Origin of the sequence: Mesorhizobium sp. M0276 (assembly GCF_040321755.1) — a bacterium.
Lineage (GTDB): Bacteria > Pseudomonadota > Alphaproteobacteria > Rhizobiales > Rhizobiaceae > Mesorhizobium.
In genome coordinates this window covers 24706-44180 of sequence record NZ_JAMYSC010000011.1, presented here as the reverse complement: position 1 = coordinate 44180, position 19475 = coordinate 24706, and the positions used below count along the sequence as shown (strand labels likewise).

Annotated in this window: 17 protein-coding genes, 1 tRNA gene and 1 pseudogene; 14 read left to right on the top strand and 5 right to left on the bottom strand. The window is 63.1% G+C overall.

The features are described 5' to 3' along the window. The first annotated feature begins 5 nt into the window (after window positions 1-5). On the top strand, window positions 6-248 hold the full coding sequence (locus NKJ01_RS10920) for a sulfurtransferase TusA family protein (protein ID WP_023757277.1): 243 nt from the start codon (window positions 6-8) through the stop codon (window positions 246-248). Between the two features lie 3 nt (window positions 249-251). On the opposite strand, the gene NKJ01_RS10915 is transcribed toward NKJ01_RS10920, so the two are convergent. Both NKJ01_RS10915 and NKJ01_RS10910 read right to left on the bottom strand, forming a co-directional pair. Next, entirely contained in the window at window positions 252-1367 is a 1116-nt protein-coding gene (locus NKJ01_RS10915; RefSeq protein WP_352727835.1) for a CobW family GTP-binding protein, read from the bottom strand. Window positions 1368-1455: 88 nt separating this feature from the next. After that, window positions 1456-2619 (bottom strand): D-alanyl-D-alanine carboxypeptidase family protein, encoded by a 1164-nt coding sequence (locus NKJ01_RS10910; protein WP_352727833.1) that lies wholly within the window; start codon window positions 2617-2619, stop codon window positions 1456-1458. Window positions 2620-2832: 213 nt separating this feature from the next. Between NKJ01_RS10910 and NKJ01_RS10905 the strand changes: the two genes are divergently transcribed. Together NKJ01_RS10905 and NKJ01_RS10900 are read left to right on the top strand one after the other, a co-directional pair. Next, the gene (locus NKJ01_RS10905; protein WP_352727831.1) at window positions 2833-3996 is read left to right on the top strand and encodes a M20 aminoacylase family protein; all 1164 of its coding nucleotides are present in this window, start codon (window positions 2833-2835) and stop codon (window positions 3994-3996) included. An 86-nt stretch (window positions 3997-4082) separates the two neighbouring features. After that, window positions 4083-4159, top strand: a tRNA-Arg gene (locus NKJ01_RS10900). A 285-nt stretch (window positions 4160-4444) separates the two neighbouring features. On the opposite strand, the gene NKJ01_RS10895 is transcribed toward NKJ01_RS10900, so the two are convergent. After that, a complete protein-coding gene (locus tag NKJ01_RS10895; protein ID WP_352727829.1) occupies window positions 4445-5341 on the bottom strand; it encodes a GNAT family N-acetyltransferase in 897 nt (298 codons plus the stop codon). 224 nt (window positions 5342-5565) lie between these two features. Here NKJ01_RS10895 and argE point away from each other — a divergent pair, with 224 nt between their 5' ends. The 6 genes and pseudogenes from argE to NKJ01_RS10865 all read left to right on the top strand — a co-directional run bounded on the left by argE (window position 5566) and on the right by NKJ01_RS10865 (window position 12146). Further along, the gene (gene argE / locus NKJ01_RS10890; RefSeq protein ID WP_352727827.1) at window positions 5566-6690 is read left to right on the top strand and encodes an acetylornithine deacetylase; all 1125 of its coding nucleotides are present in this window, start codon (window positions 5566-5568) and stop codon (window positions 6688-6690) included. 13 nt (window positions 6691-6703) lie between these two features. Next, the gene (locus NKJ01_RS10885; protein ID WP_352727825.1) at window positions 6704-7627 is read left to right on the top strand and encodes a 2-hydroxyacid dehydrogenase; all 924 of its coding nucleotides are present in this window, start codon (window positions 6704-6706) and stop codon (window positions 7625-7627) included. A 22-nt stretch (window positions 7628-7649) separates the two neighbouring features. Further along, window positions 7650-8003 (top strand): cupin domain-containing protein, encoded by a 354-nt coding sequence (locus tag NKJ01_RS10880; RefSeq protein WP_352727823.1) that lies wholly within the window; start codon window positions 7650-7652, stop codon window positions 8001-8003. Window positions 8004-8152: 149 nt separating this feature from the next. Next, window positions 8153-9616 (top strand): aldehyde dehydrogenase family protein, encoded by a 1464-nt coding sequence (locus NKJ01_RS10875; protein ID WP_352727821.1) that lies wholly within the window; start codon window positions 8153-8155, stop codon window positions 9614-9616. 10 nt (window positions 9617-9626) lie between these two features. Further along, entirely contained in the window at window positions 9627-10670 is a 1044-nt protein-coding gene (locus NKJ01_RS10870) for a tartrate dehydrogenase (RefSeq protein WP_352727819.1), read from the top strand. A gap of 18 nt (window positions 10671-10688) precedes the next feature. Then, a pseudogene (locus tag NKJ01_RS10865) lies at window positions 10689-12146 on the top strand (NAD-dependent succinate-semialdehyde dehydrogenase). A 39-nt stretch (window positions 12147-12185) separates the two neighbouring features. Here NKJ01_RS10865 and NKJ01_RS10860 read toward each other — a convergent pair. Together NKJ01_RS10860 and NKJ01_RS10855 are read right to left on the bottom strand one after the other, a co-directional pair. Then, on the bottom strand, window positions 12186-13457 hold the full coding sequence (locus NKJ01_RS10860) for an NAD(P)/FAD-dependent oxidoreductase (protein ID WP_352727817.1): 1272 nt from the start codon (window positions 13455-13457) through the stop codon (window positions 12186-12188). Window positions 13458-13473: 16 nt separating this feature from the next. Continuing rightward, window positions 13474-14142 carry a haloacid dehalogenase type II gene (locus NKJ01_RS10855; protein ID WP_352727815.1) on the bottom strand — a complete coding sequence of 223 codons (669 nt, stop codon included), beginning with the start codon at window positions 14140-14142 and terminating at the stop codon, window positions 13474-13476. Between NKJ01_RS10855 and NKJ01_RS10850 the strand changes: the two genes are divergently transcribed. From NKJ01_RS10850 to NKJ01_RS10830, 5 genes are all read left to right on the top strand, one after another. After that, the gene (locus tag NKJ01_RS10850; RefSeq protein ID WP_352727813.1) at window positions 14141-14281 is read left to right on the top strand and encodes a hypothetical protein; all 141 of its coding nucleotides are present in this window, start codon (window positions 14141-14143) and stop codon (window positions 14279-14281) included. The genes NKJ01_RS10855 and NKJ01_RS10850 overlap by 2 nt on opposite strands. Window positions 14282-14461: 180 nt before the next feature. Further along, window positions 14462-15301, top strand: a complete 840-nt coding sequence (locus NKJ01_RS10845; RefSeq protein WP_023757290.1) for a GNAT family N-acetyltransferase — start codon at window positions 14462-14464, stop codon at window positions 15299-15301. 124 nt (window positions 15302-15425) lie between these two features. After that, window positions 15426-16799 carry an aspartate aminotransferase family protein gene (locus NKJ01_RS10840; protein ID WP_352727811.1) on the top strand — a complete coding sequence of 458 codons (1374 nt, stop codon included), beginning with the start codon at window positions 15426-15428 and terminating at the stop codon, window positions 16797-16799. Window positions 16800-17065: 266 nt separating this feature from the next. Further along, entirely contained in the window at window positions 17066-17758 is a 693-nt protein-coding gene (locus tag NKJ01_RS10835; protein ID WP_502905875.1) for an HAD-IA family hydrolase, read from the top strand. A 64-nt stretch (window positions 17759-17822) separates the two neighbouring features. Next, on the top strand, window positions 17823-19433 hold the full coding sequence (locus tag NKJ01_RS10830) for an ABC transporter substrate-binding protein (RefSeq protein WP_352727809.1): 1611 nt from the start codon (window positions 17823-17825) through the stop codon (window positions 19431-19433). Window positions 19434-19475 lie beyond the last annotated feature (42 nt).

The window sequence follows — 19475 nt, the reverse complement described above, 5'->3', positions numbered from 1 at the left end:
CACTCGTGGCTGACCGCGCCGCTGTCTATGACCTCAGGGGGCTGAACTGTCCCCTGCCCGTGCTTAAGGCCAAGAAGCGTCTAGCCGGGATGCAACCGGGCAGCCGGCTTTGGTTAGAGACCACCGACCCGCTCGCCGTCATCGATATTCCGGCATTCTGCTCCGACAACGGCCACCAACTCATCGAAACGTCCGCGGTTTCGGGCGGCCATCGCTTCTTGGTCGAACGCGGCGAGCCGCAATCATAGAGTTCAACGCCCGGCAATTGCCAGCGGGTTGTTTTCCAGCGCCGCGCGGTCGGGTGTATCGATCGACGGCCGGTTGGTGAAGGCGGCGAACAGCCGGCGGATATAGTCTTCAGGCATGTCGAGCGTGATCAACACCAGCCGCGTGCCACGCTGGCCATCGGGCCAGCCCGGCAATTGCACCGGCGGATGCAGGATTTTCTGCACACCATGGATAACCAGCGGCCGTGATGGATCCTCGCTGAGTTCGATGACGCCCTTCATGCGCAGCAAATGCTCGCCATGCGTCGAACGCAGCAGGTCGAGAAACATTTCGATGGCCGAAAACGGTACCGGGCCATCATGCACCAGCGAATAGGACCGCACACGCGAATCATGGCGATGGCCGTGATCGCGGCCATGCTCGTGATTATGCCCGTCATGATCATGATGGTGGTCGTGATCGTGCGCCGCTTCGTCGCCGAGCCAGCGCCGAACATCGGCGGATTTGGTGGAGGGATTATAGAGGCCGCAGTCGAACAGCGCCGCCACGCCTGTCCCCGTGTCGCCGGCGTCGAACAATTCGGCGCCCGGATTGATCTGCCGCAGTCGCGCCCGCAGCGTTTCCAGTTCATGCGGATCGGTGACCAAATCGGCTTTGCTGAGCACGATACGATCGGCGACGGCAACCTGCTTGACCGCCTCGACATGGGCATCGAGCGTCGCTTCCCCGTTGACGGCGTCGACCAAAGTGATGACGCCGTCGAGCCGGAAGGCCTGGATCAGCGCCGGGTGCGCCATGATCGACTGCAGCACCGGCGCCGGGTCGGCCAGCCCCGTGGTTTCGACGATGACACGGGCGAGCCGGGCGATGCGGCCGGTCTGTAGCCGGTCGACCAAGTCGGCCAGCGTGTCGACCAGTTCGCCGCGCACCGTGCAGCACAGGCAACCATCGGAAAGCTGGATGATGCCGTCGGAAGACTGCTCAACCAGCAAATGGTCGATCGCCACCTCGCCGAACTCGTTGATGATGACCGCCGTGTCGGCCAGCGCCGGATCCTTCAACAGCCGGTTGAGCAGCGTCGTCTTGCCGGCGCCGAGAAAACCGGTCAGCACCGATACGGGGATCGGGAAGCCGCTCATTGATCTCTATCTGCATGTCTGAGCATGGTCTTTTTCCGAAAAGGTATAAAAATTTCGCTGTCGCGGAACTTCGGTTCGGGATCGGGCTCTAGTTCGCGACCTTGACCGGCTGGTCGCCTTGCGCCGCGGAGCCGGCAATCTTCGGGCCCGTCCAGGCCGGTACCGGTCTGTCGGGCCGCCAACTCGGAATAGGCACGTCGGCGTAGTCCTGGCCGCCCTGGTCGAGAATAGCTTTCGGCGCTGGACCCGTGGCGCCGCCAAGGCCGACGGCAACCAGCGTCGGCACATGGTCGAGCTTTTTCTGATAGGTCGATTTCGGCACGTTCTTGGCAGCAACTGGCGGCGCTTCGGACTGTTCCTGACGCGCCTTCTTCTTGCAGATCTCGTCATGCATGTCGTTGGGCGAGACCAGATCGCCGTAGGGCGCCAGCGTGGTGACGGTGTCCGAGCCGGCGGCAGGCGTGTCAAATCCCTGGTCCAGCAATCGCGCGGCGGTCTCGGCACGAGTGACCGCCGACTTTTCGCCAAGCACCACCGCGACCAGCGTGCGCCCGTTGCGGGTCGCCGACCCGATCATGTTGAAGCCGGAGGGGCAGACAAAGCCGGTCTTCATGCCGTCGGCGCCGGGATAACGGCCGATCAAGAGATTGTAGTTGGGAATAGCCTTCTTGCCGACGGCTAGTCCTTCTATCGAAAACCAGGACGCATATTGCGGGAACTCGCGCCGGATGGCCATCACCAGGACGGCGAGGTCGCGTGCCGTCGTGTACTGGTCGGGCGAATAAAGCCCGTTAGGATTGACGAAATGCGTGCCGTTCATGCCAAGCCGGGTCGCCTCGGCATTCATCCGATCGGCAAAGGCTGCCTGGGAACCGCCGACATTTTCGCCGACGGCCATGGCGATGTCGTTGGCCGATTTGACCAGCATCATCTTCAGCGCATTGTCGAGCCGCATCACCGACCCTGGCTTGAAGCCCATCTTGCTTGGCGGCTCGGATGCGGAGTGTTTCGTTACCGTGATCGGCGAATCGAGCTGAACCTCGCCGGCCGCGATCGCCCGAAAGGTCACATAAGCGGTCATCAGCTTGCTCAGCGACGCCGGATACCAGCGCTTGAATGCATCCTGATGCTGCAGGATCTTGCCGCTGCCGAGGTCGAACACAACAACCGGATTGGCCAGCGCCGGCCCGACCAGGACCGACAGCGCTATTGTGCCAGCCGAGAATAGCTTGAGGAAATGCCTGTGCCGCATGATCAAATCCGAAATCGCCTCTTGCCGTAGTCGCCCCTGGCTCCGTAAGATTTCGTTACGTGATCGCCAGCATATTGGTCCGACCCTCAAAAACCGGACCGCATTGATGCGGTGCTATTTACCCTATGTGACGCCAAGATGGCAAAGTGCCTGGCGATCACAATTGCAAGCAGCGGACAACACCGCCTGTCCCAACAGCGAGATGGAACCACCATGCCAATCCTGAACCGTGCCGCCGAAATGCAGGACGAAGTTGCCGGCTGGCGCCAGCATCTGCACCAGACGCCAGAACTCAACTTCGATGTCTTCAAGACCGCCGCCTTCGTCACCGAGAAGCTGAAAGCCTTCGGTTGCGACGATGTGGTCACCGGTCTCGGCAAGACCGGCGTCGTTGGCATCATCCGCGGCCGCCAGGGCGAAGGCCCCACCATCGGCCTGCGCGCCGACATGGACGCGCTGCCGCTCAACGAGATATCAGGCAAGCCCTACGCCTCCACCATTCCCGGCAAGATGCATGCCTGCGGCCATGACGGCCACACGGCGATGCTTTTGGGTGCCGCGAAATATCTCGCCGAGACCCGCAACTTCACCGGCTCCGTGGCGGTGATCTTCCAGCCGGCGGAGGAAGGAGGTGGCGGCGGCAACGAGATGGTCAAGGACGGCATGATGGACCGTTTCGACATTTCCAAAGTGTTCGGCATGCACAATATGCCAGGCCTGCCAGTTGGGCAGTTCGCCATTCGCCCAGGCCCGATCATGGCCGCAACCGCCGAATTCACCATCACAGTGCGAGGCAAAGGCGGCCATGCGGCGATGCCGCACGGCACGATCGACCCGATCGTCATCACCAGCCAGCTGGTCGGCGCCTTGCAGACGATCGCCTCGCGCAGCATCGACCCGGTCGAGGCCGTGGTGGTGTCGGTGACGAAGTTCCACGCCGGCGATGCCTACAATGTCATCCCGGAAACCGCCGAAATCGCCGGTACGGTGCGCACCTTGCGCAAGGAAATCGCCAAAAAATCGGAAGAGCGCATCCGAACGATCTGTGCCGGGCTGGCGACCGCCTTTGGGGCAAGGATCGAGGTCGACTACCAGGCAAATTACCCCGTGACCTTCAACCACGCGGAAGAAACGATCTTTGCCAGCGATGTCGCAATCGGTGTCGCCGGTGACGCTTACGTCCACCGCGGCATCCAGCCGGTGATGGGCGGCGAGGATTTCTCCTATATGCTGGAAGCCCGCCCAGGCGCCTTCATCTTCATCGGCAATGGCGACACCGCCGGTCTCCACAACCCCGCCTACGATTTCAATGACGAGGCCATCCCGCACGGCATGAGCTATTGGGTGAAGCTGGCGGAAACGGCGCTGGCCGCTTGATTGTCTTCAGCGCAAACGGCTGGCCGAATTGCATTCGGCCAGCCTCTTGGCGAAACGATCCGAAGCGGCTATGTGTCTGGCCGCGTGGTCCCGTAGCTCAGTAGGATAGAGCGGCAGATTCCTAATCTGTAGGTCACAGGTTCGATTCCTGTCGGGATCACCAATGTTTTCAAACAGTTCGAAAAATGGTGCCGTACTTTTTTGCCAACTAATACGGGAATTAGTACGGCGTTTTTGATGGTCAACAAGCAGCCCTGATGCGTATCTAAGATGCAGGTTGGCCTTGAGCCGGAGGGCGCGCCGTCAACAACGCACTGGCGATACCGGCGCCTCAACAAGATCGGGGTCTGCTTTTTCCTTTCGCTCCACTAGTTCCGCAATGAGCTCCACCCTCGCCCTCTCGCTGCGATCCTTCGCGTAGCGGCTGAGATCGCGATCACCCGATGAATTACCCGAGACTTTGACTGGCGAGGGCGTAGGTTACCGGTGCAACTGCACCGCGGACGGCAAAATCGGCGAGGCGTTTGCCCATCGACATGGTGAGCACCGTGTCGAAAACAGGCATTCCGCTGTGCGACAAAAAGGCAGCGAACTCGCCATGGTCCATGTGCGTGTCGATCCGCAGGAAAGACCCCGAATGGTCGGCAACGTGCGGCCGGACGATTACCACGGCGTCGGCGTCGCTTTTCGCCACGACCGGCCCCACGACGTGGCCCCGTCCGAACGGCCGGCAGAGCGCGAATGCGCTCAGCCTGCCATCCTTGAAAAGACCGTAGCCGGCCGAGTGTGCGAAAAGCCTTTCGATGAGTGCCGCCCGCCTCACGCCAAATCCTGCAGCGTCGAGCGCTATTGCTGCGGGAATGTCCCTGGCTTCCAGAGTCCGGACATCACCTCGAATAGGCCTGTCGGTTGTTTGCAGGCGGGCGATGCCCTGGCAATGATAAACGGTCTTCTCTGGCTGGAAGTCGAGCGAGAGATAGAGTCGCCGTGCCGCCCTGGTCGCATTGAGGCGCAAGTCGCGGCCAACTACCCTGTCGAAGACCCGCTTCATCAGCCATTGCCCCGCCCCCAGCGTCTGGAGCCGCGGCGAGGTGATGACCATGCCCACGGTTGCGAAGTCGGTGCCGTGCGCGAACCACATGGCCGAGCCGAGAACCCGGCCGATCTCGTCGAGTGCCACGAACCCCTCTCCCGATTGGCGCAAGAACTGCCAATCCTCGGCGCGATGCGGCCATCCCACGGAGAGCGATAGCGCGTGCAAGCGATCCAACTCAACGCCTTGGATGTCGTCGATCCGCATCGAGAAGGTATCGATTTTCAAGCTCTCGGAAGGCTTCAAGTCCATGCCCCTGAAAGATTACCACGCCAGAGCGGCCACTCTCTGCCGCCACGCTAAACGAGCAGACCGGTAAGATTTGCTCAAATGCCGCGCAGCAACGCAAGATTCAACTGAAACATTTCAGCTTTCAGCACGCAATCGCGAAAGAATGCACGCATCCTCTTTGGAATCTAGCAGCATATGGTCGACGGCACCGATCCCGGCGAACCCGAAACGCTTTGAGGGCTGGAATGGACGTCTTCGACATCCTCGATCGTCTCGTCGCCTTTCCATCGGTCGCCGGCAAGCCGAACGCCGATATTGCCGGCTGGATCGAGGCCTATCTCGCGCAGCACAGCACGCGGGTCACTTTGCTGCCGGGACCGGAAGGCGATCGTTCCAATCTTTTCGCGACGATCGGCCCCGCCGATGTCCCGGGCCACATCCTGTCCGGCCATATGGACGTTGTTCCCGCCAGCGAGCCGCAATGGAGTTCGGCGCCTTTTGCGCTGCGCAAGGAGGGCGAACGGCTCTACGGACGTGGCACCACGGACATGAAGGGGTTTCTTGCCGCGGCACTCGCGGCCGTGCCCATGCTGGCGGGGCTGCGCCTCGCCAGGCCAATCCACCTCGCCTTCTCCTATGACGAGGAGGTGGGATGCCGCGGCGTGCCACACCTGATAGCCCGGCTTCCCGAGCTTTGCGCAAAACCACTCGGCGTCATCCTCGGCGAGCCGAGCGGCATGCGCGCCGTGCGCGGCCACAAGGGCAAGGCGGCCGCCCGTATAACCATAAAAGGGCGCCCCGGCCATTCTTCACGGCCTGATCTTGGGCTCAACGCCATTCATGCGATGTCCGAAGCGCTGACCGCGACTGTGAACGAAGCCGAGCGGCTGACGCACGGCCCGTTCAACTCCGCCTTCGAGCCGGCCCACTCCTCGTTGCAAGCGGGCGTGGTGGCGGGCGGACATCAGGTCAACATCATCCCCGACACCTGCACGCTGGACCTGGAGGCACGTGCCATACCTGGCGTCGACCCGGCAAGCCTGCTGGCGCCTGTAAGAGCGCGCGCAGAGGCCCTTGCGGCCAATGGCTTTCGCATCGAGTGGACACCGATGAGCGCCTATCCGGCGCTGTCGCTGCCGCAGGATGCGCCACTTGCGGGACTGCTGCACGCCTTGACCGGCGAGGTGCCGCTCGCCGCCGTCAGCTACGGCACGGAGGCCGGACTTTACCAGGCCGCGGGGTTCGAGGCGATCATCTGCGGCCCCGGCGACATAGACCGCGCCCACAAGCCGGACGAATACATTCTCGCCAGCGAACTCACCGCCTGCCAGCAATTGATCGAGACACTGGGCGCCCGTTGCGCGACGTGAAGGGGCAGCCGGAATGACATTCCTGTTCAATTCGGATGCGCCCCGCGGGGCGATCTTCGCCGATGTCTTCGCGAGAGAACTGCCGGACGTCCCCTTCGCGACCAATGCCGCAACGGTCGATCCCGAGGCCGTGCGGTACCTGATCAGCTGGACCGTGCCGGACAAGCTCGCCCGCTACAGGAACCTGGAAATCCTGTTTTCCATCGGCGCCGGCGTCGATCAGTTTCGCCTCGATGCGGTGCCTGCGAACGTGAAGATCGTGCGCATGATCGAGGAAGGCATCGTGCGCATGATGCAGGAGTATGTAACGCTGGCCGTGCTTGCGCTGCATCGCAACCTGCCGGCCTATCTGGCGCAGCAGCGCGCCGGCGCATGGCACGATATCGCGCAACTTCAGGCCGGGTCACGCCGGCTCGGCGTGCTCGGCCTCGGGCAGCTTGGCCAAGCCGTCCTCGACCGATTGAAGCCCTTCGGGTTCCCACTTGCCGGATGGAGCCGCTCGCCGCGGCAGATCGAGGACGTGACCTGTTATCATGGCGAGCCTGGGCTGGAACAGATGCTCGCGGCCAGCGACATACTGGTCTGCCTGCTGCCGCTGACCGAGGAGACGCGGGGTTTCCTCGATGCCGACCTGTTTGCGAAGCTGCCCAAGGGGGCGGCGCTCGTCCACGCTGGCCGGGGGCCGCAGCTCGACCACGAGGCGCTTCTCGCCGCGCTCGACCGCGGCCAACTCTCGGCGGCGATGATCGACGTCACAGATCCCGAACCACTGCCGGCGGGCCATCCGTTCTGGTCGCATCCGAAGATCATTCTGACCCCGCATATCGCCAGCGTCACCCAGCCCGCCGGCGCCGCACAGGCCGTTGTCGAAAACATCAGGCGTTACCGCGCCGGTCTTGACCCCATCGGGCTCGTCGACCGGTCGCGCGGCTATTGAAGTTCAACATGAAAGGCCACCCTTGTCCCTGCTCAAGACCGTCGACACCAGTCCTGCCTTCCAGCCGCGCGAATCCGGGGCGCTGCCTGAACGGCTGATTTCCGGCAACCCCGCCTTCAAGACCTGGACGCAGGATGTCGCCAAGGGCGACCTCGTCCATACCGGCGTCTGGGAAGCGACGCCTGGGGAAACGCGCTCGATCAAGGGCGACACTTTCGAGTTCTGCCACATCCTCGCCGGCGTGATCGAAATCACGCCGGACGGCGGCAAGCCGGAGACCTACCGCGCCGGCGACAGCTTCGTGATGAAACCTGGCTTCACCGGGATTTGGAAGACCATCGAAACGGTGCGCAAGATCTACGCAACTGTAGGGTAACGGGAGCTGGCGAAGCGCCGGCCCTCCGCAACAGATTTTGCCGTCTGTCATCGCCGGCGCACAACAATCATCCGCGACCGATCGTCGAACGGTGCATGCTGCGCTCCTGCCTGCGCTAGGCTCCCGCGGAACATTCCAGAGTGGGTGCCATGGGCCTGAGCTTCGACCCGGATGCCGTTTCGCTTCCCGTTGGCCATTTCATCGGGGGAGAGCTGATCGCGGCCGAGGATGCGATCGAGATGCGCCGGCCGTCCGACGGCAAGGTGTATGCCGCCTGCCCAGTGGCCGGCGTCGATATTGTCGACCGTGCCGTGGAAAGCGCCAAGGCGGCGCTGAAGTCCAGCAACTGGGGTAGTGTTCGGCCGCGCGAACGGACGAAGGCACTCCAGACCTGGGCCGACCTGATCGAGGCGGAAGCCGAAACGCTGGCCAGGATCGAGGCGCTGTGCTCCACCCGGCCGGTCGGCCAACTCGTTGCCGGCGACATCGCTGTCACCGCCGAGCAGATCCGCTTCTTTGCCGAATTCGCCGACAAGGAAGGCAGCGAGCTTGTACCGACCGACGACGCCAGTCTGGGCATGATCATGAGCGAGCCCTATGGCGTGGTCGGCGCGATCACGCCCTGGAATTTTCCCATCTCGATGGCGGGATGGAAGCTTGCGCCCGCATTGGCAGCGGGCAATGCGGTCATCCTCAAGCCGTCGGAAATGACGCCTTATTCGGCGGTCTTTATGGCGCAACTCGCCGTTAGAGCGGGCCTGCCGGCAGGACTCGTGAACGTGGTGCTGGGGGACGGTCCGACGACAGGCACGGCGCTGACCGGCCATCCCGAGATCGCCAAGATCTCCTTCACCGGCTCGACCCGCGCCGGATCGGCAATCATGGAGAATGTCGCCCGCACCGGCGTCAAGCCGATGACGCTGGAACTCGGCGGCAAGAGCCCGCAGATCGTTTTTGTCGATGCCGATCTGGACAAGGCCGCAATGGCCATCGCCGGCAGCGTCACCTTCAATGCCGGTCAGGCCTGCGTGGCCGGCACGCGCCTGATCGTCGAGAGGAGCGTGGCCGCCAGTTTGACGGCCGCCATCCTGGAGCGGATGAAAGCTGTGCGGCCCGGCCCGACCTGGGACGAGGCGACACAGTATTCGCCTGTCATCTCGGAGCGGCAGCGGGCGCGTATCGACGGCATCGTCAAGGCCGCGGTCGAGGCAGGCGCCGAATGCCTGACCGGCGGCAACGTCATGGACAATCTCGGCTATTTCTACGAGCCGACGCTGATAGCAAATGTCGACCAGGCCAATCCGGCGATCGTCGAGGAAATCTTCGGCCCGGTCCTAACCATCCAGACGTTCGAGACTGAGGACGAGGCGCTGGCGCTATCCACCCATCCGACTTACGGGCTGGCTTCCGGCCTGTTTACCTCCGACCTGTCCCGCACCATCCGCTTCGCGCGCAAGCTCGAAGCCGGCACTGTCTGGGTCAACCGCTACAGCCGCTCGCGTGACCATATCCTGCCGACCGGCGGCTACAAGCGCTCCGGCATCGGTAAGGATCTCGGCCGCGCGGCCTATCACGCCAACCGAAGGACCAAGAGCGTCCTGATCAGCCTGTAGAGAAATGCCGATGAAGTCCTATTCGATCGCCCTGATCCCCGGTGACGGCATCGGCAGCGATGTGACCGCCGCCGCCTGGACGGTGCTGGAGACCGCAGCCAAACGCGCGGGCTTTGCCTTGACCGGAACCGAATTCCCGTGGTCCTGCAAATTCTTCAAGGAAACCGGCCGTATGATGCCCGAGGACGGCATCGAGACCTTGCGCGGCTTCGACGCCATTCTTCTCGGCGCCGTCGGCTGGCCGGCGGAGGTGCCGGATTCCGTTTCGCTGCACGGTCTCCTGCTGCCGATCCGCAAGGCGTTCGTGCAATATGCCAACATCCGGCCGCACCGCCTGCTGCCGGGCGTGACCGGCCCGCTGCGCGCTGAAAACTTCGACATATTATGCATCCGCGAGAACACCGAAGGCGAATATTCCGGTGCCGGCGGGCGCGTGCATCAAGGCACGCTGGACGAGGTCGCCGTGGAGACCTCGATCTTCACCCGCGCCGGCGTCGAGCGCATCCTGCGCTTCGGCTTCGAGCAGGCGCGGTCGCGTCGGGGCAAGCTGGCCTCGGTCACGAAGTCCAACGCGCAGAAATACTCGATGGTGTTTTGGGACGAGATCACGCGAAAGGTGGCTGCGGACTATCCTGATGTCGAAGTCACCAGCTATCATGTCGATGCGCTCGCAGCGCGCATGATCATGGCGCCGGAGAGCCTCGACGTGGTCGTCGCCTCCAACCTCTTCGGCGACATCCTGACCGATATCGGCGCGGCGATCCAGGGCGGGCTCGGTTACGCCGCCTCGGCCAACATCAATCCGGGCCGCTCGGCGCCGTCCATGTTCGAGCCGGTACACGGCTCGGCGCCCGACATCGCCCATCTCGGCATCGCCAATCCGATAGCCGCCATCTGGTCCGGCGCCATGATGCTCGATCATCTCGGTGAAAAGACTGCGGCCGACCGCGTTGTGAAAGCGGTCGAAGCCGCAACCGCCAGGGGCATAGGCACTATCCCCGGCAAGGACCGGACGGAGGCCATTACGGCCGCCATCGTCGCTTCCCTCACCTGATTGCAAGGTCGTTTTTCGATGAAAAACCTGAAGGACAAAAGTCTCTTCCGCGAAGCCGGCCTGATCGGCAGCCAATGGGTCGCAGCCGGCTCCGGCAGGACGGTCGACGTCGTCGATCCGGCGACCCAGGCGGCGATCGGCATGGTGCCCGACATGGCCGGTCCGGACGCCCGCGCGGCCATAGAGGCCGGGTCTTCCGCCTATCGCGATTGGAGAAAGAAAACCAACGCCGAGCGCGCAGTCCTCCTGGAGGCCTGGCATGGGCTGATGCTTGAGCACCTGGACGATCTTGCACTGATCCTGACAACCGAACAGGGCAAGCCGCTGGACGAGGCCAAGGGCGAGATCCGCTACGGCGCGTCCTTCGTCAAATGGTTCGCGGAGGAAGCGCGCCGCATCAACGGCCACACCATCCCCTCGCCGACGCAAGACCGCCGGATCATCGTCTTGAAGGAACCCGTAGGCGTGTGCGGCATCATCACGCCGTGGAACTTTCCCAATGCGATGATCACCCGCAAGGTCGCGCCGGCGCTGGCCGCCGGCTGCACGGTGGTCATCAAGCCGTCAGAGTTCACGCCCTATTCCGCGCTGGCGCTCGGCGTGCTTGCCGAGCGCGCCGGCATCCCCGCCGGCGTCATCAACATCGTCACCGGCATGCCCACAGAGATCGGCAACGAGATCATGGCGAACGAGGCCGTTCGCAAGATCTCCTTCACCGGCTCGACGCGCGTCGGCTCGCTGCTGATGCGCGGGGCGGCCGACAGCGTGAAGCGGCTCAGCCTCGAACTCGGCGGCAATGCACCCTTCATCGTCTTCGACGACGCCGATCTCGACCTCGCCGTCGAGGGTGCGCTCGCCTCAAAATTCCGCAATGGCGGCCAGACCTGCGTCTGCGCCAATCGCATCCTCGTCCAGGCCGGTGTCTACGAAACCTTCGCCGAAAAGCTTTCCGCCCGCGTCAACGCCATGACAGTGGGACCGGGCACGCAGCCGGGCGTCGCCATCGGGCCAATGATCAACATGGCGGCGGTCGAGTAGATCAACCGCCACGTCGAGGACGCGCTCGCCAAAGGTGCTGCGATCATCACAGAGAGGCCGGCGTTGCCCGACGGCCCTCAGTATGTCGCGCCGCTGGTGCTGACCGGCGCCACAAAGGACATGCAACTCGCCGGCGAGGAAACGTTCGGCCCGGTCGCGCCACTTTTCCGCTTCGAGACCGAAGAGGAGGCGATCACACTGGCCAACGGCACGCCCTACGGGCTTGCTTCCTACTTCTACACCGAAAACCTCAAACGCGCCTGGCGCGTCGGCGAGGCGCTGGAGTTCGGCATGGTGGGTCTCAACACCAGCTCTGTGTCGATGGAAGTGGCCCCCTTCGGCGGCGTCAAGCAGTCCGGCCTCGGGCGTGAAGGGGCGCAGGCCGGCATCGAGGAATATCTCGAGATGAAGAGCTTCCACATCGGTGGGCTGGGCTGAGGCAATTTGGCTGAAGCTCCGGCCGGGCCGGAGCGGCGATCACTGAATCCGGTCGAGCGCCTTGTAGTAGAGGCCGACCATCGGCAGGAACCATGGCTTGCCGGAATAACCGGGAATGGACAGCCACTCGAGCCCCTTCAGCGGATTGCGGTCCTCGCGGCCGAGCATGGCATCGGCCATGATCATGCCAAGATGCGTGGACAGCTGCGCGCCGTGGCCGGAATAGCCCATCGCGTACCAGACGCCGTCATGGTAACCGGCCCGCGGAAAGCGGTCCTTGGTCATGTCGACCAGCCCACCCCAGCAATAGTCGATCTCGACCTTGGCGAGCTGCGGAAAGATCGCCGCGAGGCCTGCCCGCAAGATCTGTCCGCTCCTGGCATCGGAGCGCTGGTCCGATGTCGCGGAGAAGCGTGCGCGGCCGCCGAAGATCAGGCGCTTGTCAGGCGAGAGCCGGAAGTAGTTGCCGATGTTCATCGAGGTCACGCATGTCCTGTTGCCCGGCATCGTCGCGGCGATCTCGGCGTCGCTCAGCGGGCGCGTGGCGATGATGAAGCTGCCAACGGAGATGATCCTGCGGCGGAAATAATCGAAATTGGGTGTGGTGTAGGCGCCGGTCGCCACCAGCACATTGTCGGCGCTGATCTGGCCTCGGGAAGTGGTCAGCTCATGCCGCTTACCAGCCTGCTTGCGGTCGGTCACCGCCGCATTCTCGTGGATGGCGGCGCCGTGGCTGGCAGCTGCAGTGGCGAGACCCGCCACATAGCGGCCCATATGCATCATGGCGCTCTTCTTCGACAGCATCGCGCCATGGAAGGGCGAACCGATCTCAGACTTGAGATCCGCCGCCGACAGCAGCGTCGTATCCGGATCCACCTCGGCATGGAGGGCTTCGAAGTTGCGGGCGATCGCATCAAAATGCTGCGGCTTGGAGGCGAGCTTCAGCTTGCCGGCGCGGCGGAAATCGCAATCGATGCCTTCCTCCGCGACCAGCGCCTCTATGGTGTCGACGGAATCGTCCAGTGCCCGGTAAAGCGCGATTGCGCGATCCTTGCCGAGTTCCGCCTTGGCGGAGAGGTAGCTGTGGGCGAGGCCGTTGTTGAGGTGCCCGCCATTGCGCCCGGATGCGCCCCAGCCCACCCGCTCCGCCTCCAGCACCGCCACCTTCGCGCCGGCCTTCGCCAGTCGGTGTGCGGCGGCAAGGCCGGTGAAGCCGCCGCCGATGATGGCGGCATCGTAATGCCCTTCGACGCCTTGCGCCCCGCCGGAAAAGATGGGGGCGGTGTCGTGCCAGTAGGAGACGAACTTCATTGGCAATCCGCCTGTTTCAGAGACCGACCACGCCTGCAAGACCCGAAATGTCTGATATCTCGACATAGCCGTAGTACGGGTTGGGCGGTTCGTGGCCGCGATTGACCCAGACCTTGTTCTTGATGCCGAGATCGTGTGCTGACATCAGGTCGTAGCGGAAAGAGGACGAGCAGTGAAGAATATCCTCCGGGCCGCAACCCAACCTGTCGAACATGTATTCGAACGCTTTGAAACGAGGCTTGTAAGCCTGCGCTTGCTCGGCCGTGTAGACGGCATGAAACGGCGCGCCGAGCTTCTCGACATTGGACATGATCTGCGCGTCCATGGCGTTGGACAGGATGACCAGCGGAATTTCCCTGGCGACCTTGGCCAGGCCGGCCGGAACGTCGGCGTGAGGTCCCCAGGTCGGGACGCGCTCATAGACTGTCCTGGCGTCGTCGGAGTTGAAGGCAACACCGTTGCGCTGGCAGGTGCGCTCGAGCGCGTTGTGGATGACGTCGGCATACGGCTTCCAGTCACCCATGATCTCGTCAAGCCGATAGGCCGAGAAGTTCTTGATGAACTCCTGCATGCGCGGCTCGTCGAGGCGGCTGCCGTAGAGGTCGCGCGCCGCTTCCGCCATCTGAAAAAAGGTCAACGTGCCATAGCAATCGAAGGTGATGTATTTGGGCCTGAAGGAAGCCATGTTCGTCGATCTCCGGTGGAAGCACATCCGTGCAGGGATGTATTTCATCATAGGACGGCAGCTGGCGATCCACCTCACCGAAATCGCCCTCACGAAAGCAGAAAGTTCCGTATCCGCCATCCGCTTTGGCACGCTGTAGCATCTGGCTTGCCGATCGCGGCGCCGCGATCGGCGTGAAGCGCCTCCGCCGCGGACTGCGCCAGCACAAGATGCGGCACACCCCTCGCGCTACGGCGAAAGATACTGTCGAAGCCAGAGCCTTCAGATGATCTGCGGCGCGTCGATGGTCGAAACTTGGCATCAGACGGAAGGATGCCTCATGCAGCAGGGCGACATCGAACTCCAGGCCTTCGGGCCCGACCATATCGAGGGAGCCGTAGTGCTTTCTCGCCAGGAGAATTGGCCGCATCGCGCGCAGGATTGGCAGATGGCGCTGCAGCTCTCGAACGGTGCGGTCGCGCTCGACCATCAGGGCCGCGTCACCGGAACCATCCTGGTAACGCCCTACGGCATGGATTGCGCCATGATCAACATGGTGATCGTCGACAGGAATGTGCGGGGCAAGGGGGTCGGGCGCCGGCTGATGGATCAGGCCTTCGCCCTTGCCGGTGACCGTCCGCTGCGGCTCGTCGCGACAGCGGACGGCATGCCTCTCTATGAGAAACTAGGCTTCGTGCCGTCCGGCACGATCCGGCAACATCAGGGCAGCGTTGCCAGGCTCGGTGCGCCAGACGGCGTGGGAGCCGCAGGCATCGCCGATCTCCCGCAAATCAAGGCGCTGGACCGCGACGCCTACGGCGCCGACCGTGAAGCTTTGATCGATGCGCTGGCCGAGCGCGGGCAATTCGCCGTTATCCGCCGCGACGGCGCCATCGAGGCCTATGCCGCGATCCGCCCGTTCGGACGCGGCGAGGTGATCGGTCCGGTCATCGCGGGAAATGCCGAAGAGGCGAAGGCCCTGATCGGCTTCTTCGCCGCGTCGCGCCTTGGCGCCTTCCTGCGCGTGGATACCGGCAGCGGGACCGGCATGGCCGGCTGGCTCGAGGAAATCGGCCTCGCCCATGTCGGCGGCGGCGTGGCCATGGACCGTCCGCAGAAGAATGACGCGGAACACGCCAGGCCAAAAGTTTACGCCCTCGCCAACCAGGCGCTCGGCTAGAGCCGGATGATTTCAGGTCGAATGACCTGAAATCTGAATCCGTCTCTAAATCAAAGAGATAGAGCATGATGTCATCCGAAAACCGCTTCACACTTTTCGGCATCATGCCCTCCGGAGGACAACAATGCTCGCCAATTCCCTGATCGAACTCGACCGCGCCCATCTCATCCATCCGGTCTCATCCTATCGCGGCCATGAGGCAGTTGGCGTTCGTGTCTTGAAATCGGCGAAGGGAGCGACCGTGACCGATGCGTCCGGCCGGCAGCTCCTCGACGGTTTCGCGGGGCTGTGGTGCGTCAATGCCGGCTACGGCCATGACAGCATCGTCGAGGCGGCTGCCCGGCAGATGCGCGAGCTTCCCTATGCCACCGCCTATTTCGATCTCGGTTCTGAGCCGGCCATCCGTCTCGCCTCGGAGCTCGCCGAGCGCGCGCCCGGAGATCTCAATCACGTTTTTTTCACGCTTGGCGGGTCGGATGCGGTCGACAGCACGATCCGCTTCGTCCGCTACTACTGGAATGCGAAGGGTGAGCCGCAACGCGACCAGTTCATTTCCATCGAGCAGGGTTATCACGGGTCGTCGGTGGTTGGCGCGGGCCTGACCGCCCTGCCTGCCTTTCATGCCGGTTTTGGCATTCCCTTCGAATGGCAGCACAAGATCCCCTCCCCCTATCCCTATCGCAACCCGGTGGGCGACGACGGGAGGGCGATCATCGCCACGTCGCTCGCCGCGCTGAAGAGCAAGATCGAGGAGATCGGGCCGGATCGGGTCGCCGCTTTCTATGCCGAGCCGATCCAGGGCTCGGGCGGCGTCATTGTTCCGCCGAAAGGCTGGATCAAGGCGATGCGCGAGCTCTGCCGCGAGTATGGCATCCTGTTCATCGCCGACGAGGTCATCACTGGGTTCGGCCGCACCGGCCCCCTGTTCGCCTGCACGGACGAAGAGATCATTCCCGATTTCATGACGACCGCGAAGGGGCTGACCTCGGGTTATGTTCCGATGGGCGCGGTATTCATGTCCGATCATGTCTATGACGTCATCGCCGATGGCGCGGGCGCCTCGGCCGTCGGTCACGGCTACACCTATTCCGCCCATCCCGTCAGCGCCGCCGTGGCGCTCGAAGTCTTGAAGCTCTACGAGGACGGCCTTCTGGAGAACGGCATCAAGGCCGGCGCTCGCCTGATGGCGGGCTTGGAGGGCCTGAGGGACCATCCGCTCGTCGGTGATGTGCGCGGTCGCGGCATGCTCGCCGCGGTCGAACTGGTGGTCGACAATAAAAAGAAGACACCGCTTCCGGCGTCGGCCATGCCGGCGCGGCGCATCTTCGACAGGGCCTGGGACAACCGCCTCATCATCCGTGCCTTTGCGCATGGGGTTCTCGGCTATGCGCCGCCGCTGTGCTGCAGCGACGCTGACATCGATGCGATCATTGAGCGCACGCGCCGGACCCTCGACCAAACGCTGGCCGATCCCGATGTCCGCCAGGCGATGGCATGATGGCGGCGAAATATGTCGTGTCTCGAAATATCGCCGGGGCAGACGATTTCGCAATTTTGTGCCGCCCCCTCACGCCTTTTCGGCGAATCCAGCGCGTGGGAAGTGCCAGACTGCTCATAAGACAAGGCCAGAAGGCCCGGATTTCAGAGCCTTCGAAAAAGGCCGACGCCCCGGACGGCACGGAATTATGTTCTGTCAACACATGCAATTCGGCCGCGCGCAGAGGAGAGCCAGGTTTGGCCAGGGACTTTAGCGAGTTCAAATACATGACCTTCGATGTCGTCGGCACGCTGATCGATTTCGAAGGCGGGATAACGACCTGCCTGGCCGGGATTGCCGCCGAAGCTGGCGTTTCCATCGATGGCGAAGCCGCACTGGCCTTGTATCGGCAGGCCCGCTACATGCCTGGTGCCGGGCTATTCCCCGACGATCTCGCACGTGTGTACATGCTCATTGCGCGGCGGCTCGGCCTGCCCGCTGAAGAAAAATACGGCGTACGGCTGCGGGATTCCGCCAGCATTTGGACAGGTTTCCCAGACAGCGCCGCAGCATTGGCGGACCTTGCGAAATCGCACAGATTGATCGCCATGACCAACGCCCGGCGCTGGGCGTTAGATCATTTTGAGAAGCAACTGGGATCGCCCTTCTTCGCCACCTTCACGGCCGACGATACGGGCACGGAAAAACCAGACCCAGCATTTTTCCGGAAGGTCTTCGATTTCGTGGCCTCCAGGGGCGACAGCAAGGATGACATCCTGCATGTCGCGCAAAGCCAATATCACGATATCGGCATATCTCGCGCGCTTGGCTTGACCAATTGCTGGATCCAGCGTCGGCATGCCCAGACGGGCTATGGCGGCACGATCGAGCCAGAGCGCTTTACCGTGCCCGACTACCACTTCACCTCGATGGCCGCGTTGGCGGCGGCCGTGCGGGAAAGCCTGAAGGAACGAACCTGAGCCCAACCCCGGAAAGCCGCAGCAAGACGAGCAAGCCGGGAAAACAAACAGAAAGGGGAATGATATGACCGATAAGATCACGAACTGGACCGGTGCAGACGATGCCATGGTCGAAAACGCCATTCGGCGGGGCGCGAGCCGCCGCGAACTCCTCAAGATGCTGTTGGCCGGTGGAGCCGCGATTGCCGCGGGTAGCCTGGTGCTCGGCCGCGCCACGAATGCCGTCGCCGCCACGCCGGCTTCCGGCGGCAGTTTCAAGGCCGCCGGCTGGTCGTCCTCGACCGCCGACACGCTCGATCCGGCGAAGGCATCGCTCTCTACCGACTATGTCCGCTGCTGCTCGCTCTACAACCGCCTGACTTTCCTCGACAAGGACGGCGGCACGCAGATGGAACTGGCTGAAAGCTTCGACAGCGAGGATGCCAAGACCTGGACCGTGAAGCTGCGCAAGGGCGTCACCTTCCACGACGGCAAGGACCTCACCGCCGACGATGTCGTCTTTTCGCTGAAGCGTCATCTTGACCCGGCGGTCGGCTCCAAGGTCGCCAAGATCGCGGCCCAGATGTCCGGCTTCAAGGCCGTCGACAAATCGACCGTCGAAATCACGCTGGCCGACCCGAATGCCGACCTCCCGACCATCCTGGCGCTGCACCACTTCATGATCGTGGCCGACGGCACCACCGACTTCTCCAAGGGCAATGGCACCGGCGCCTTCGTGCTGCAAACGTTCGAACCGGGCGTGCGGTCGGTCGTCACCAAGAACAAGAACTACTGGAAATCAGGCCAGCCCTACCTCGACTCTTTCGAATTCATCGCCATCAGCGACGACAGCGCCCGCGTTAACGCTCTGCTTTCTGGTGACATCAACTTCGCCGCCTCGATCAATCCGCGAGCGATGAAGCTCATCGGCGGCCAGCAGGGCTTCGAATTGTCGAAGACGACCTCGGGCAACTACACGGACCTCAACATTCGGCTCGACATGGATCCGGGCAATAAGGCCGACTTCGTGGCCGGCATGAAATATCTCGTCAACCGCGAGCAGATCGTCAAATCGGCATTGCGCGGCCTTGGCGAAGTCGGCAACGACCAGCCCGTCTCGCCGGCGAACATCTTCCACAATGCCGACCTCAAGCCGAAGGCTTTCGATCCGGACAAGGCCAAGTTCCACTTCCAGAAGTCGGGCCTGCTCGGCCAGTCCATCCCAGTGATCGCTTCCGACGCCGCGACCTCGTCGATCGACATGGCGACAATCATCCAGGCCGCTGGGGCGGACATCGGCATGAAGCTCGACGTCCAGCGCGTTCCGTCCGATGGCTATTGGGACAATTATTGGCTCAAGGCGCCGATCCATTTCGGCAACATCAATCCACGCCCGACGCCGGACATTCTGTTCTCGCTCCTCTACGCCTCCAACGCGCCGTGGAACGAAAGCCAGTACAAGTCCGAGAAGTTCGACAAGCTGATGATCGAGGCGCGCGGCTCGCTCGACCAGGCCAAGCGCAAGGAAATCTACGGCCAGATGCAGACCATGGTCTCCGAGGAGGCCGGCACCATCATCCCGGCCTACATTTCCAACGTCGATGCCCTCTCCAGCAAGGTGAAGGGTTTGGAGGCGAACCCGCTCGGTGGCATGATGGGCTACGCAATGGCGGAATATCTCTGGCTTGAAGCCTGAGACGCGCCAGCCGGGGACCGGCCAACTGGTCCCCGGCACCAC

Excerpts from the sequence above, each read along its gene's own strand:
- NKJ01_RS10915 (WP_352727835.1), bottom strand. The coding sequence starts at position 1,367 with ATGAGCGGCTTCCCGATCCCCGTATCGGTGCTGACCGGTTTTCTCGGC.
- NKJ01_RS10910 (WP_352727833.1), bottom strand. The coding sequence starts at position 2,619 with ATGCGGCACAGGCATTTCCTCAAGCTATTCTCGGCTGGCACAATAGCG.
- NKJ01_RS10905 (WP_352727831.1), top strand. The coding sequence starts at position 2,833 with ATGCCAATCCTGAACCGTGCCGCCGAAATGCAGGACGAAGTTGCCGGC.
- NKJ01_RS10895 (WP_352727829.1), bottom strand. The coding sequence starts at position 5,341 with ATGGACTTGAAGCCTTCCGAGAGCTTGAAAATCGATACCTTCTCGATG.
- argE (WP_352727827.1), top strand. The coding sequence starts at position 5,566 with ATGGACGTCTTCGACATCCTCGATCGTCTCGTCGCCTTTCCATCGGTC.
- NKJ01_RS10885 (WP_352727825.1), top strand. The coding sequence starts at position 6,704 with ATGACATTCCTGTTCAATTCGGATGCGCCCCGCGGGGCGATCTTCGCC.
- NKJ01_RS10875 (WP_352727821.1), top strand. The coding sequence starts at position 8,153 with ATGGGCCTGAGCTTCGACCCGGATGCCGTTTCGCTTCCCGTTGGCCAT.
- NKJ01_RS10870 (WP_352727819.1), top strand. The coding sequence starts at position 9,627 with ATGAAGTCCTATTCGATCGCCCTGATCCCCGGTGACGGCATCGGCAGC.
- NKJ01_RS10860 (WP_352727817.1), bottom strand. The coding sequence starts at position 13,457 with ATGAAGTTCGTCTCCTACTGGCACGACACCGCCCCCATCTTTTCCGGC.
- NKJ01_RS10850 (WP_352727813.1), top strand. The coding sequence starts at position 14,141 with ATGTTCGTCGATCTCCGGTGGAAGCACATCCGTGCAGGGATGTATTTC.
- NKJ01_RS10855 (WP_352727815.1), bottom strand. The coding sequence starts at position 14,142 with ATGGCTTCCTTCAGGCCCAAATACATCACCTTCGATTGCTATGGCACG.
- NKJ01_RS10845 (WP_023757290.1), top strand. The coding sequence starts at position 14,462 with ATGCAGCAGGGCGACATCGAACTCCAGGCCTTCGGGCCCGACCATATC.
- NKJ01_RS10840 (WP_352727811.1), top strand. The coding sequence starts at position 15,426 with ATGCTCGCCAATTCCCTGATCGAACTCGACCGCGCCCATCTCATCCAT.
- NKJ01_RS10835 (WP_502905875.1), top strand. The coding sequence starts at position 17,066 with ATGACCTTCGATGTCGTCGGCACGCTGATCGATTTCGAAGGCGGGATA.
- NKJ01_RS10830 (WP_352727809.1), top strand. The coding sequence starts at position 17,823 with ATGACCGATAAGATCACGAACTGGACCGGTGCAGACGATGCCATGGTC.